General features: G+C 37.3%; 16 protein-coding genes. 10 read left to right on the top strand and 6 right to left on the bottom strand.

Going from position 1 to position 14,595, the window contains the following annotated elements; all coding sequences use genetic code 11:
* Position 1 precedes the first annotated feature (1 nt).
* From CDOM16189_RS02255 to CDOM16189_RS02230, 6 genes are all read right to left on the bottom strand, one after another.
* Positions 2-1,387 carry a hypothetical protein gene (locus CDOM16189_RS02255; protein WP_169974451.1) on the bottom strand — a complete coding sequence of 462 codons (1,386 nt, stop codon included), beginning with the start codon at positions 1,385-1,387 and terminating at the stop codon, positions 2-4.
* A gap of 108 nt (positions 1,388-1,495) precedes the next feature.
* A complete protein-coding gene (locus CDOM16189_RS02250; protein WP_169974453.1) occupies positions 1,496-2,665 on the bottom strand; it encodes a PAS domain-containing sensor histidine kinase in 1,170 nt (389 codons plus the stop codon).
* On the bottom strand, positions 2,653-3,351 hold the full coding sequence (locus CDOM16189_RS02245) for a response regulator transcription factor (RefSeq protein ID WP_169974454.1): 699 nt from the start codon (positions 3,349-3,351) through the stop codon (positions 2,653-2,655). Before CDOM16189_RS02245 ends, CDOM16189_RS02250 begins: the two co-directional genes overlap by 13 nt.
* 96 nt (positions 3,352-3,447) lie before the next feature.
* The gene (locus CDOM16189_RS02240) at positions 3,448-4,458 is read right to left on the bottom strand and encodes an alanine racemase (RefSeq protein ID WP_169974456.1); all 1,011 of its coding nucleotides are present in this window, start codon (positions 4,456-4,458) and stop codon (positions 3,448-3,450) included.
* A complete protein-coding gene (gene cmeU / locus CDOM16189_RS02235) occupies positions 4,451-4,693 on the bottom strand; it encodes a CmeU family protein (protein ID WP_170000710.1) in 243 nt (80 codons plus the stop codon). The genes CDOM16189_RS02240 and cmeU overlap by 8 nt, the downstream gene beginning before the upstream one ends.
* A 1-nt stretch (position 4,694) precedes the next feature.
* Positions 4,695-5,600 carry a L,D-transpeptidase family protein gene (locus CDOM16189_RS02230; RefSeq protein WP_249321482.1) on the bottom strand — a complete coding sequence of 302 codons (906 nt, stop codon included), beginning with the start codon at positions 5,598-5,600 and terminating at the stop codon, positions 4,695-4,697.
* Between the two features lie 121 nt (positions 5,601-5,721).
* Here CDOM16189_RS02230 and CDOM16189_RS02225 point away from each other — a divergent pair, with 121 nt between their 5' ends.
* The 10 genes from CDOM16189_RS02225 (at position 5,722) to CDOM16189_RS10005 (ending at position 14,569) form a co-directional block, all read left to right on the top strand.
* On the top strand, positions 5,722-6,171 hold the full coding sequence (locus CDOM16189_RS02225; RefSeq protein ID WP_169974460.1) for a copper chaperone PCu(A)C: 450 nt from the start codon (positions 5,722-5,724) through the stop codon (positions 6,169-6,171).
* Position 6,172: 1 nt separating this feature from the next.
* The gene (locus CDOM16189_RS02220) at positions 6,173-6,640 is read left to right on the top strand and encodes a hypothetical protein (protein WP_169974462.1); all 468 of its coding nucleotides are present in this window, start codon (positions 6,173-6,175) and stop codon (positions 6,638-6,640) included.
* Positions 6,641-6,649: 9 nt separating this feature from the next.
* On the top strand, positions 6,650-7,195 hold the full coding sequence (locus tag CDOM16189_RS02215; RefSeq protein ID WP_169974464.1) for an SCO family protein: 546 nt from the start codon (positions 6,650-6,652) through the stop codon (positions 7,193-7,195).
* 381 nt (positions 7,196-7,576) lie between these two features.
* Complete coding sequence (locus tag CDOM16189_RS02210; RefSeq protein ID WP_169974466.1) at positions 7,577-7,726, top strand: hypothetical protein; 150 nt, start codon at positions 7,577-7,579, stop codon at positions 7,724-7,726.
* Positions 7,699-9,087, top strand: a complete 1,389-nt coding sequence (gene dcuC / locus CDOM16189_RS02205) for a C4-dicarboxylate transporter DcuC (RefSeq protein ID WP_169974468.1) — start codon at positions 7,699-7,701, stop codon at positions 9,085-9,087. Before CDOM16189_RS02210 ends, dcuC begins: the two co-directional genes overlap by 28 nt.
* A 9-nt stretch (positions 9,088-9,096) precedes the next feature.
* Entirely contained in the window at positions 9,097-10,848 is a 1,752-nt protein-coding gene (locus CDOM16189_RS02200) for a gluzincin family metallopeptidase (RefSeq protein ID WP_170000709.1), read from the top strand.
* A 246-nt stretch (positions 10,849-11,094) separates the two neighbouring features.
* A complete protein-coding gene (locus CDOM16189_RS02195) occupies positions 11,095-11,733 on the top strand; it encodes a nucleoside recognition domain-containing protein (protein WP_169974472.1) in 639 nt (212 codons plus the stop codon).
* Positions 11,730-12,194, top strand: a complete 465-nt coding sequence (locus CDOM16189_RS02190; RefSeq protein ID WP_169940683.1) for a YjiG family protein — start codon at positions 11,730-11,732, stop codon at positions 12,192-12,194. Before CDOM16189_RS02195 ends, CDOM16189_RS02190 begins: the two co-directional genes overlap by 4 nt.
* A gap of 11 nt (positions 12,195-12,205) precedes the next feature.
* Positions 12,206-13,324 (top strand): M20/M25/M40 family metallo-hydrolase, encoded by a 1,119-nt coding sequence (locus tag CDOM16189_RS02185; protein WP_169974474.1) that lies wholly within the window; start codon positions 12,206-12,208, stop codon positions 13,322-13,324.
* 168 nt (positions 13,325-13,492) lie between these two features.
* Entirely contained in the window at positions 13,493-14,569 is a 1,077-nt protein-coding gene (locus CDOM16189_RS10005; protein ID WP_169974476.1) for a diguanylate cyclase, read from the top strand.
* Positions 14,570-14,595: the final 26 nt, after the last annotated feature.

The raw sequence follows: 14,595 nt of genomic DNA, 5'->3' as shown, positions 1-14,595 counted from the left end.
TTTATTTAAATATAGTAAGCATATTGCCCACAGTAGGCGCTAAAAATACCACTATAAAGTATATTATCGCACCTATAATTACGCCTATTAGCATGCCCAGAAGCGCATTTTTATTGCCAAAGTCATCAAGATGCTCTTTTTCTTCTTCGCGTTTTCCATCAAGCTTCCATCCCGGCCATCCATCCATAAACCAGTAGTTTATCAGCATCACATTAATAAACCATATCATAGGAATCATCGGGAATTGTTGCGGATGCGAAAATCCTTTTTGAGTTCCTAAAAGAAAGTGTGAAATTTGATAGTATACATAATAAAGTATCACTGCCGCAACTATCGTAATCATTGTTCTCAATAAGATATTTACGGGCTTTGAAAACTGATTAACTCCATTATTGCAATAAAATTTTAAAAACAGCACCGGAACTAGCCAGAATATCGCTATCTCACCCACATGTAGCCATCTCCAATCAGGCGCATAAAGCCTTCTGTCACCCCTAATATGCTCGCCCCAAATTAACTCTTGAAGGTAATAAAAGAAAAAAGCTATACAAAATGCCATAGCGATAATGCCTATAAAAGCCGCCGTTCTTCTCATCCAATCAGTTCTAATTAGATTAAAAGGATATCTCTCCCAAATAGTCTCATATACCCACACCATAACGGTACAACACATAATCCATGCGATATTAAAATTTCCATGCACCGTATCGGCAAAATTGTGCCACCATGGAGGAGTAATAGAGGTGTATTTTTGCCAAGGATCAAATAAAATTCCCATCTGAGAGTGGAAAAATACAAAATATACTATAAAACTCATCAAAAAGGTCAAAACAAATACACTAAAACCTTTTACAGGCTGCTTTAGCCTCTCCCATGGCGAGTTTTCCGATGCCACAACCCAAGATGGTCCAATCCAAGATGCAATAGCGGCAAACATCAATATCGCTTGAGCCGCATACTCTAATGCGTAAAAATCAGTTATACCAAGTTCCGCAAGACGTCTTGGGCTAAAATAGGATATTGCAAGCTCACCCATAATAAATTCGAAAAATACTTTTAAAAATACAAAAAAGGTAAAAAATACGATTATCGTAAAAATTATTCCCTTTTTGATAGGATTTGCCTTATATAGCCACTCCTTTTTAAAAGGCCAAAAATCAAACAGATAGGCAACCCATATCATAACAACAAGTAGCCATCTGCACCACATATACCCTACATAAGGGGTATACATCCTCATTAGTCCTCTTGGATCTTGAAATATCCACCATGATACGTAAAAGATCACAAAGATGAACAAACTATTTAAAAGCACGGATTTTACCGGACCGTATCTTCTAACAAGCCTACGCTCTTCCAAGTAAAGTCTATCTACAGAATCGCTCATTACTCACCTCCTAATGTGATTTCTTTACATAAAGCATTATAGGAAAAGAGTGTATTGGATTTGTCTTATGATGTAGATGTAAATTTTAAGATTGTCTCAAAAGAGTTTCTATTTGGGAAGTTTTATTGTAAAAAGTGCTCCATTTTTTAAATTTTGCACTTCAAGCTTTCCTTTGCAGTGATCTTCTACAATAATTCTTGACATATATAGGCCAAGTCCGGTGCCGTTTTTATCGTTTTTAGTAGAAAAATAGAGATCAAAAATTTTATCTATTATCTCTTCGTTCACACCTCCTGCATTATCCTTTATACCAAGGCAAAAAAAATCTTTATCTCGGCATGTTGTAATCTCAATTATAGGGTTTTCTATCTTTCTTTCCAGAAGCGCATCTTGAGAATTTTTAATAAGATTTAAAATAACTTGCGCCACTTCGTTTTTATACGTCATTATCGGTTTATCGCACTTATAATTTGTATAGATTTTAATTTTATGCGTATACAAAATAGCTTTTACCATATTTATTGCCATGTTTGAAAGCTCTTCTAGAGTAGTAGTCTCTTTCGCTTTTGTAGGTTTAAAAAAATTTCTAAAATCATCGATAGTATTTGATAGATGCTTGGCATACTCCTCTATCTTTCCAATCTCGCCCAAAAACTCATCTTTTTTAAAACTATCAAGCATCAAACTCGCGGATAAAAAAGACGTAGTCGCGGAAATAGCAGATAGTGGCTGTCTCCATTGATGAGCTATCATATTTAGCATCTCTCCCATCTGAACTAACCTCGATTGATATTGCAGCTGCTCATCTTGCTGCCTAATGACCCTTAGTTGATTTTCAACTTCGCAATTTAGTGTCTTATTAAGGCGCTTTATCTTTAATTTACTCTCTTTTAGTTTTTTCTCAACCAAAACTTGCTCCGTAATATCAACCACTATCCACAAAACTTCTTTTTTGCTAGTTATAGAGTCTCCTGAAATTCTAAGCCATATTGTCTTTCCGCTCTTATGTCTGAATTCATAGTTTAGATATAAGGCCTGATTTTTTCTAACTTTATTAAAACCGATTTCCGCAAAATGAAGATATTTTTTCTCGCTTACATGCACTACTCTTGCAGACTTACCTATTATCTCGTTATATTCATATCCAAAAATTCTACAAAACGTCTCATTGCACTCTAAGATATTCCTATTCTTATCTACTATAAAAATTCCAACCCCAGAATTAAAAAATATCTTATCCAATCTCTCATAATTTTGCTCTATGTCTAGTATTGGCATCTTATCTTATATCCTTGAGAGTATATATTCTCTATCAGTTGATAATCCACTTTTTTATTAAAGCGAGATATGATATTTCTTATACGCTTATTATCGCAAATATCATCATTAAATAGTCTATTTTCTATATCCTCGCTTGCTGCAACTCTTTCTTTACAGCTTAAAAGCATTTTAAGAAGTTCAATTTCATTTTTGGTAAGTCTAATCGATCTATTATCTTTTAACAAATTTAATCCCTCACTATCCCATACAAATCCGTTGTCTAAGCAAATTAAATTTTTTTGCTTCATATCATCGGAATTAATTATCTTTTCTAAAACATTAAGCAGATCTGATATCAAAAAAGGCTTTAAAATATACCCATCCACACCTATTTCGATGGCCTTAGTAAAATATGCAGTATCGTCATACGCTGAAAATATGATGCTTTTTGTAGCAGGATTGATATTTTTAATAGTATCAAGCATCTCAAGACCGTTTATACCAGACATATTTATATCGGTAAAAACTATATCAGGACTATGCTTTTTAAACTCTTTTAGACCATCATAGCTATTATTACACTCTACTACACTATTAAAAAATAGTTTTAAAATTTTAGCAGTCTGAGTTCTTACTTCATCGTCATCCTCTACATACAAGGCTGTCATAGGGTAGGTTTTAGTTTTAATATGTTCTATATCCATATAAACCTCTTGATTATCTTTTTAACCGACAATTATAACCAATTTATGATATTAAAGTTTTTTATAAAAAGTAGTATTATATTCTATATTATATATCTAAACCCATCTTCTTTTTAAATTTGGCGATAGTTTGGACAATACATCATACTCTATGGTGTTAAAAAACTTGGCAAATTCTCTTGCATCCTCAAATACACAAATCTTATCTCCTGAGTCTTCACAGCTAAAGCTATCCATAGACATCTTGCCAAGCATTTTTTTGCCATTTGGCAAGATTAGCTCTCCTTCTCCATCATACCTTAAAAGTCCGTCCGCATAGCCTAAATCATAAGTTGCCACTACCATATTCCGATCTGCGCAAAATTTAGCTCCATATCCTACGCATTGACCCTTTTTGAGCTCCCTTCTGCTAATTCTATTGGCCCAAAGCTCCATTACTCTCTCAAGATTTAAACTATCATCAAACTGAGCATACCCATATTGAGCTATTCCGATTCTCACATACTCGTTTTTAAGCTCTTTAAACCTCTCAAGACCGGCAGAATTATGCGAATGAAAAATCAGATCATCTTGATTTAGTCCGCTATATTTTAGAATTTTTTCTTTTGCAATTTTAAAATTCTCTCTTTGCACAAAATAATCACTATTTAGCTCATCTGCAGAACGAAAATGCGTATATGCGCCTAAAATCTTAAGCGAATTTTGCTTAGCTATCCTGCAAGCAACCTCGATTTCATCAAGTATTATGCCATTTCTGTGCATCAAAGTATCTATAGCCAAATGAATTTTAGTGCCACTTTTAAACGCTTGCAAATTCGAAAGCTCATTAACCCCATAAATAAATCTATCGCTCTCATTTCCATTTGGCAAATGAGAAAGTATTAAAATTTGATCAAAAAAACCATCTAACTCATTAGCTTCGCGTTCATCTTTAACCGCTGTAAATTTGATCCCAAATTTACTAGCCTCTTTTGCTATAAATTTTGCACCGTGTCCGTAGGCATTGTCTTTAAGAACGAGTATAACGCGCTCTTTGCCGCCGGCTTTGGAGCAAATTTTAGAAAGGTTATTTAGATATGCGGCGCGATTTAATAAAATTTCAGACATTAAATTTCACGCCGTAAGCTTCATATACATCTGGCAAAAGCTTGCGCACACCGTAATCATAAGCGTAAAATTTCGCATAAATCGCCTTTAAATCGCCATTTTCGCACTTGCTAAAATCAAATACGTCAGTGCCTTCTATCTTTGGCACCTGTTTATCAAGCTCGGCGAAAAACTCGCCACGAGCCTTTAAGATCGCTTCTATCTTAGACTTTACAATTTCACTTTTTTCTTGCATTTTACCTCTCCGTTATGATCTTTACTTTGCCGTTTTCAAGCCTTACATAAAGCTCCTTTTTTCCGCTAAATTTATGCGAAGGAGCGCTGTAATCCTCATGAAAAACGACTCTATAAATTTTTAAATTTTGCTCATTTGGATATGGGGTGACTGCAAAATTTGAGAATTTTATCTCTTTTTGCTCGTTTTTGGCAAAAATTCTCTTTTTAAATTTGACAAATTCGCCAAAGTTCATCCCATCAAACCGCACAAAATCCTTAGAATAAAATTTCAGATACTTATCTATGTCGTTTTTTCTCCAAGCACTTTTCCACTTAAACACAAAAGCCATCACAAAAGCGATATCATCGTCATTTGCAAGCGTGTCATGCATCTCGTCTATAAGCACCAAACCGTTATCTTCTATAACCTTGCCAAATTTCAAAAGCCTATCGTTATCCATCGCTACGCAGCCTCTGGTTCTAACTTCATTATCGCGCCTACCATCCATCGGAAAACCATGTATCCAAATGCCACTGCCCGTTTTTTTAGAAATTTTATCAAGCAAATTCGGATAAGAAAGCTCAAATGCAAGCGGTCCGTAGTAGCGATCAGGCGGAGTAAAGCGGCTAGTTATGTCATATAAGCCAACAGGGGTTTTCAAATCGCCCTCTTTTTGCTTATCGCCTTTTTTGCCCGTTATTACATTTTGAGTAAATTTTTCAGCCAAAACGCCATCTTCGTAAAAAAATGTCCGCATATCTTTGGTGTATTTATTTACAGTTATTATCGTAGTTTTTGCTTCATAGTAGCCAAATTTCAAGTCCTTGCCGACAAATTTATCCTTCCAGTAGCTAATCTCTTTTAAATTTTCAGTGTTTGCGAAGGCAAAAGCAGCTAACATGCAATATATAAATAATTTTTTCAAACAAAACCCTATCAAGTCATAATAAAAAGCCCAATTATAGCACAGCGAGTTTAAATTTGAAAAAATATATTTTCTGATATAATTTCATATTTGTTAATAAATTTTTGAGAAAAGGAAACACATGAAAAAAACGTTATCAGCCTTGGCTTTAGTCGCGGCTTTTTGCGCGGCAAATGCAGCAGACATTGAGGTTTCAAACGCTTTTGCAAAAGCCACTCCTCCGCACGTGAAAAATAGCGCTGCATTTATGGATATCAAAAATAATACCGATAAAGCCGTAAAGCTTATAGCAGCCAGCTCAAATATCTCAAAAACAGCCGAGCTGCACACTCATAAGCACGCAGAGGGCATGATGCAGATGATTCAGGTTGATAATATAGAAATTCCCGCTAAAAGCGAAGTGAACCTAAAACCGGGCGGACTTCACGTGATGTTTATGAATATATTTGCTCCGGTTAAAGAAGGCGATAAGATAGACGTAACGCTTGAGTTTGATAACGGCTCAAAAGTCGAGCTTAAAGACGTGGTCGCTAAGCCGGTCATGAAAAAAGAAAGTATGCATAAGCACTAAGATGAATAAACAGATCATAGCCGCACTTATCTTTGCCGTAGCCTTTATCGCGGGCGGATTTTATGTGTTTAGCGAGAAGTCATCAAGCCAAGAGAGCGAATTTACAGAGGTTGATACAAATTTAACTCCGCTTGAGTGCGATATGAACGCAAATTTTTCATGCCCTGTTAAATTTAAAGGCAAAACCGTAAATTTTAGCCTCTCACCAAGACCTGTTTATGTGATGCAGCCTGTCTCCATGTGGATAGAGGGGCTTAATGAGCTAAATTTCAAAGAGCCAAGCCTAGAAATTCACGGTGTAAATATGGAAATGGGCGTGATAAAAGCCAAGCTTGAAAAAAGAGATAACGAATACAAAGCCGATGTAGTGCTAAGCGCTTGCGTCATAAGCCTGATGAGATATAGGTTTGAAGTGCTTGACGGCGGCAAAAAAACAGGGCTTTATATAGACTTTGACTTAAAACAATAAGGAGCCAAAATGAAGCTTTTTTCTTCGATCGTCGTGTTTATAATGATCATCTCCGCAGGGGTATTTTTGGGCATCAAATACGCAAACGGAGGAGTTTATAACTTCAGTGCCAAGAGCGTTAACGGCGATATAACTCTAAAAAGCTTTGACGGTAAATATAAAATCATCTACTTTGGCTTTGGCTCCTGTCCCGATGTCTGTCCTGCTACGCTTGGGCTTGTTAGCAGCGTACTTGGCGAGCTTAAAAGAGATGATATCGTAGTGCTTTTTATCACGCTTGATCCCGAGCGCGACACGCCACAAGCGATGGATGAATACGCCAAATACTTCTATCCCAACTCCTACGGTCTTGTAGTGGATGATCTAAAAAAAGTTACCGCAACTTACGGAGCTAAATACAAAAAGATAAGGCTTGAAAAATCAGCCATGGACTACTCCGTAGCTCACAGCTCGTCTATATATCTGCTTGATAAAAAAGGTAAGTTAGTAAGTGAAGTTTCAAATTTAACGATAGAAAATATAAGAGATAGTATCAAAGAGCTGGTAAAAAACTAATAATCCTCATCGTGCATTTCATACGCGATAACATAGATGAGGCCGATCGTCAAAACGATAAGAAAAGTAGCCAAGATAATTGATGTCAAAATACAAATCCTTTATATTTAGTCTTATGATTATACAAAATCAAGTTATAAATTCTAATAAATTTACTATTGTCGTTAAAAATACCATTAGCCTTTATTATCTTTTTAAAGTATTTTAAAAAGTATAGAACAATCAAATTTCTTATAATAAAGAATTTTTATATAGTATATTAATTTTAGCTTTTTAAATTTAATTAAATTTAAAACAAAAGCAAGATAAAATTTCAATATTAAAAATTCTATATTAATAACTATTAAATAATATATATAGAATTAAAAAATAAGAAAGACAATGAGATTTGAGATACTAAAAGCCATATCAGGCATATCTTTATCCGACTACATAAATTTAAAAAATATTCACTGTTTTTACAATTCAAAACTTAAAACAAATTCACACAAAAAGGAGATCAAATGCTTGGCGTTATCATCGGTTCAGTAGTGCTATTTATCGTCGGTTGGGCGATTATCAAGGGTAAATACGCACCGCTTACGCTGTTTTTATCGGGTGTATTTATGCTTATTTGCTCTATCGTTCTTCAAACAGGCAAATTTATGCCTAAAAAGGCCACGCCTACGGGCAACGAGTACCTAGACATCGTAGAGTACATCCGCTATATGTTTTCAGACCGCATGGCTGATCTTGGGCTTCTTATCATGTTTATGGTCGGTTTTGTCACTTACATGACGCATATCGGAGCAAACAGTGCTTTCGTCTCGCTTACCACAGGACGGCTTGCAAAGATAAAAAGCCCCTATTTTATGATATTTGTCGCATTTGCCATAGCAAAGCTCATAAGCATGGTTATCACGAGTGCCGCCGGACTTGGCGTGCTCTGCCTTGCGCTTCTTGGGCCTATCCTTATCTCGCTTGGATTAAACAAACTCACAGTAGGCTCTATCTGCTGCATGTCAGGTGCCGCTTCGATGGTGCTCATAGGCGCTTCAACCGCCGCTTCGGCTAAAGCCACTTCGCTTTCGCTGCTTGATTATGTCTTTTTATACAAAATTCCAGCCGCGCTTCCAACCTCTATCGTTATCGGCATAGCGCTAGTTTTTTGGAATAGATACTTGGACAAAAAAGAGGGCTGGGTATGCAGCGAGCACGTGGGAGAGAGCATAGAATTTGACGAAGCTACAAAGCCTCCTACTGCGAGTGCACCTAAAATTTATGCGATTTTGCCGTTTTTACCGATGATTTTGGTGGTTGTTTTTTCCGAATACTGCCTCAAATCAATCAAACTAAACATCTCAGCCATCATCCTGCTCTCAGTCATCATCGCGATGTGCTTTGAGACGATCAGGCATGGATTCAAATTTGAGCCGTTAGCGGAGGGACTGAAGGTCTTTTTGCAAGCCATGGGACGCAGTTTAAGCGGAGTGGTCGCCCTCATCATAGCAGCAGGAGTCTTTGCTCAAGGCTTTAAGTCATTAGGCATGCTTGATAGTATCGTAAGCCTTGCAAATACGCTTGGACTGGGAGGCTTTGGTATGTCGGTCGTGTTTGTGCTTATCACGACTGTGGTCGCCATCATCGCGGGCTCAAACGGTGCCAGCTTTTATCCGCTTGTCGAGCTTGCACCGCAGATCGCAACCAAACTAAACGTAAGCTCGGTGATGCTTGTTCTTCCTATGCATCAAGCCTCAACCATCGCGCGTCCGCTATCGCCTGTTGCAGGAGTGGTGGTAGCCATAGCAGGAATGCTAAAATGCAACCCGCTAAGTCTGGTAAAACGCTGCTCGGTTCCTGCCATACTGGGACTTATCAGTCATCATATATTTGTATTTTTACTTGTGCTTTAAGGAGTGATGATGGAGGAGCAAACCCTGCCGCAATGGAGATTTGATGATGCTTATGTCGGTTTTGAGCATGAGAATTTTACTCGCTCGCTAAAAAGCGCAAAGGATATAATAAACAAGGCTTTGAGCCTGATTTATTCAAAGGAATTTTTAGTTAAAGATCTTGCAGGGCTTTACGAGGAAGGCTTTGACAAGCTATCTTCTTTAAAGGCGTTTTGTCGCTGCAAAATGAGCGAAAACACCAAAGACGAACAAGCTATCGCGATAAAGTCAGAAATTCAAAGCGAAATTTCAAAACTTGAGATGATAAAGCAAGAGATGGTAGCTAAATTTAGCAAATTAAGCGATGAAGAGTGGGAAAAATTTGGACTTTCGCACTGGAAATTTTACTACGAAGAGCAAAAAAACAGCTGGAGTAAAAATTTAAAAAATAAAGAAATTTTTGCCGAGCTTGAGCAGAGTAGCTTTACTCCGATATATGCGATTTTTACGCATTTAAACAACCTCATCGACATCAAGGCACAAGATAGCTTTGGCGAAGTAAAAAACTATAGCTTTGCAAAGTGCGGAGGCATTTTAAAGGGCTCACCAGATAGCGTGCTTCGCAAAAATATCTTTAATGAGCTTAGCAAACACTACGAAAAGCACGCGCCGATTTATGTGGATGCCTTAAATATGCTGCACGGCTTTAGGCAAGCTAAATTTAAAGAGGCGAAATGCGATATTTTTTTGCCGAGTTTTGAGCAAAATAAAATCAGCCATGAAGCGATAAATGCGATGCACTCGGCACTTAAAAAGCGAGTTAGCAAGATAAGAGAGGCGGTAACTTTAAGAGCGCCATATCTTGGTAAAGAGCGCATGAGTGCGTGCGATCTGCTTGCGCCTTCACCATTTTCTACTAAAGCGCAAATTCCGTATCATCAAGCGATATCCACGATAAAATCAGCCCTAAGCGAAGTTAGCGAGGAAATTTCCGGCTTTATAGATCTTATGCTTAAAAACCGCTGGATAGAGGCAAGCACAAGAGAGAACAAAGCCGCAGGTGCCTTTTATACGAGATTTAACGAGCTTAAGCAGGCTAGAGTATTTTCTACCTACATGGGCACCGAGGCGCACATGATACAGCAAGCTCACGAGCTGGGGCATGCGTGGCACTACTGGATAATGCGCGATATGCCAAGCATCCGGACTGAATTTCCAATGAGCCTAGCCGAGGTTGCAAGCACTTTTAACGAAGCCGTTTTAAGAGAGTATCTTAAGAAAAATGCGGATAAAAATTCGCTCTTTAATATCCTTTGGCAAGAGCTTAAATCAGCAGCAAATTTCATGCTTCACATTCCTGTCAGATATAGCTTTGAGACCGAATTTATCAAGGCTAGAAGCAGCGGCTTAGTAACGCCAAAAGAGACAAACGAGATGATGAAAAACGCTTGGCAAAAATGGTATGCCGGTAGCACGCAAGACACGGAAGAGTTTTTGCCATACTTTAAGCTGCATTTTTACAAAATCGATCAATACATCTACAACTACCCTTACACGGTAGGATATCTATTATCGCAGTTTTTGATAGCAAAATTTAGGGCTAAAGAGCCAAATTTCTTTGAAATTTACAAAGCGTTTTTAAGAGATACAGGCTCAATGAGTGTAGATGATATCATCAAAAAGCACTTTAAAAAAGATATCAAAAAAAATGAATTTTGGATTGAGTGTATCGATGGCGCGCTTGGTTATGTAGAGGAATTTAAGGCGCTTAGCAAAAAATAAACTCAAATTTAGGATAGATATTAAGCATAAGAAATCATAAGTGGTAAATTTGACTTTACCACTTTAACTCTACAAATTTTAAGCCAAATTTGCTTGAAAATTTGAGCCGACCAACCAATCTTTTAAATTCAATCTTAAAATATCAATTTAAAAAATATTTTTATTATTTAAAGCCATTTTTAACTCTTTATTAAGTCTTTTAAATGTATATTTTTACTACATTTACTTATATACCAAGGAGGCTTAATGCAAGAGACAAGAGATACGAAAAAGCTGATTATCGGCACCGTTGCTTTGATAGCGGCTATAGTTTTCTTTGGCGGCTTTACCAAAGATATTGCAGGCGGAATTTTTGACTTCAGCAAGCTCACGGGTCAATTCCCCGAGTGGTTTAAGACTGCGGGCGGAACTAGCGCAAAAGGCGGATTTTTATTTGCATTAAGCCTCGTTCCTAGCGTTATGCTTGCACTTGGATTTGTTGCGATATTTGAAAGATACTACGCTTTATATGCGGCTTCGGCTTGGCTTACTCCTATCTTAAAGCCTATGATAGGGATCCCCGGAGCTTGCTCGATATCGCTTATGGCAAGCACTCAAAGTACTGATGCCGGTAGCTCTACGGCGAAATTTTTGCGTCAAGAGGGCAAGATGACACACAAGGAGCTTTTGATATTTGCGGCGTTTCAATTTAGCGCGGGAGCTATGATTACGAATTTCTTAGCATCTTTTGCGCCGTTACTTGTGATACCGGATAAAAACGGGGCTTTAGCGCCTGCTTCTATCGCGCTTTGCCTGGGTATAATCTTTGTTTTTAAAGTTTTTGGTGCAAATTTAATGAGACTTTATGTCAAAAAATTCGTAAAAGATGACGAGGTTGAAGTATGAGTGATAAAACAAATAACAAACTACTAACTGACGTATTCGTAGAAGGTGCAAGAAAAGGCTGGGATATCGCTATCCACAACACTATCCCAAACGTTTTGATGGCGTTTGTGATAATCTACATCCTAAACGTATCAGGCGCACTTAAAATCATAGGAAACTATCTTGGCTTCATCATGGTGCCGCTTGGGCTTCCTGGTGAGTCCATAGCCGTATTTATGGCTGCATTTTTAAGCTGGGGAGGCTCGGCGGGCGTGCTTGTAGCCTTGGTTCAAGCAGGCACGTTAACCGCAGGCGACATAGCCGTATTGCTTCCAGGAATGGCGCTTGTAGGCTCAACCGTGCAGTATATGGGTAGAGTTTTGGGCGTGCTTGGAATTCCGGGCAGACACTATGCGGTGCTTTTTGGAATTTGTATCCTGAACGCCTATCTTGCGATGTTTGTAATGAGCATCATCGTCTAAAAGGAGTCATGATGAAACAAGAGGAGTTGGCTCAATTTTTAGATGAACTTAAACAGCTAACGCAGATAGAAAGCCCTACTTCGCATATAGAGGGCGTAAATTCGGTCGCAAAATGGTTCATAGATAAAGCAAATTCGCTAGAGTTAAAGCATAAGATAATCAAGCTTAACAGCGACAAAGTAGCCGATTGCTTGCTGATATCAAACGATCCTGAAGCGCAAAATTTCGACATACTTTTTGTGGGGCATATGGATACGGTTTTCCCTGTTGGCTGGGGTAAAGATGTACCTTTTAAAGAAAATGACGGCAAGATAAACGCACTTGGCGTGATAGACGATAAGGCGGGCGCTTTGCTATCTTTATACGTCATAAAGGATCTTGATCTAAGCAAACTCAATGTGGCGGTATTTTTAAATTCCCACGAAGAAACGGGTTCAAATTTCACGAAAGATCAGATAAGAGAGTATGCCAAGAAGTCAAAATACTGCCTTGTGATGGAGCCTGCCAGAGAAGACGGCTCGATGGTCGCAACCAGAAAGGGTATGCTTGCCTACACGGTTGAGTTTCACGGAGTCTCGGCGCACGCAGGAAATCATCCTGAGCGGGGTCGCTCGGCGGTAGTTGAGGCGGCAAATTTCATAGTTGAGCTTTCTAAATTAACCGACTTTAGCGCGGGACACACCTTTAACGCCATAATGACAAACGGCGGAACGGCGCAAAACGTAGTGCCTGATTTTGCTTCGGTAAATTTTGAGATGAGATATAAATTCGCCTCTTCGGTTGAGTTTTGTAAGCAAAAGCTGGATGAAATTCTAAGCAAGCCTTTTGTGCAAGGCGTAACGCATAAAATAACCTTAACAAACGACGAAGGTCCTATGATAGATGAGGTAAATTTGCCAAAGATCAAAGCAGTGTTTGACGAAGTTGCAAAAGAAAGCGGAGTCAAAGTAAGCTGGGTCGATGCGGGCGGATTAAGCGACGGAAACATCGCATCTTCAGCGGGTTGTCCTACTATAGACGGACTTGGACCCACAGGCGGCAACATGCACTCAAAGAGCGAATATCTAGTCGTAAACTCAATCGTACCAAAGTGCAATCTAATCCTAGACGTCATCAAAAAGATAGTCTAATCTAACTTTTAGTAAAAGAGCTAAAACTAAACGCTCTTTTACTAAATTTCTTATATCCTGCAAAAATAATTAATAATTAATAATACAATATGTATAATATAATTAGTAATGTTTTAATATGCTATATATAAAATAAAAGAAGTTTAAATTTATTTTTGGAACTATTTAGTGAAAAGTTACAGTGAAATTAAAGATTTATCACAATATATAAAAGCTTCATTTTATTTCTGGTTAATTCTTGCAGGTTTTGTTATACATGTAACATTTGAGTTTATTTTTATATATAGCGGAAACAAACTAATGATGTTTTATAATATAATAAGCATAGCTGTTTTTGGCGGGGCTTTAAAATTTTTACACAAACATCAGAAGATAGCCCTGCTCGCTTGCTGCACAGAAGCAACTATATTTTTAACAATTGCTACTATAAATCTTGGCTGGTCCGCAGGCTTTCAAGCATGGTTTGTTCCATTTATCTTTCTTTCTATAACAGTTCCATTTAAAAAACGCGGTATATTTTATGCTTTAGGAATTATTCAATCAATAATATACATATATCTATATTTTTCAACTAATCTAAAAATTTCAATATTTCAAATAAATTCAATCGATGATTTTCTAACAAGATTTAATATAATTGTCGCATTTATGCTTATATTTTTTATAGAACGAGTACTTCAAATTTCAAAGGCGATGGAAGTAATTTTCCTGCAAAAAGAAATTCATGAGATGGAAAATATTGCCAACATAGACGAACTGACTGGACTTATAACCAGACGTCAAATGAATGACATTTTAAACAAGATAGATATGTCGCTTAAAAAGGACAGTGGTAATTTTTACTTGATTTTTGGAGATATTGATCATTTTAAAGTCGTAAATGATACTTATGGGCACAAATGCGGAGATGTAGCTTTAGCTGAAATTTCTGCAATATTAAAAAATGAATGCAGAAGCAACGATATAGTTTCTCGCTGGGGAGGAGAAGAATTTTTGATCCTTCTTCAAAGTGATAGAGTTGGTGAGAAACTAAATAAAAATAAAGTCGAAAAAATTTTAAATCGTATTCGAAAAAAAGTGGAAGAGAAAATTATAGAATATAATGATATAAAATTTTCTGTAACTATTACTTTTGGTGGTGTTTGCTCTGCTAATTTTAGCAATATACCAAATATGATCCATGCAGCCGATAAACAAATGTACATAGGTAAGAAAAACGGAAGAAATCAAGTTGTAATAAAATAATTAATACTTTGATAATAGCAACTAGG

It is taken from the genome of Campylobacter sp. RM16189, from assembly GCF_012978815.1.
Lineage (GTDB): Bacteria > Campylobacterota > Campylobacteria > Campylobacterales > Campylobacteraceae > Campylobacter_A.
The sequence above is the reverse complement of the archived record's forward strand: the minus strand, read 5'-3'. Positions and strand labels throughout refer to the sequence as shown.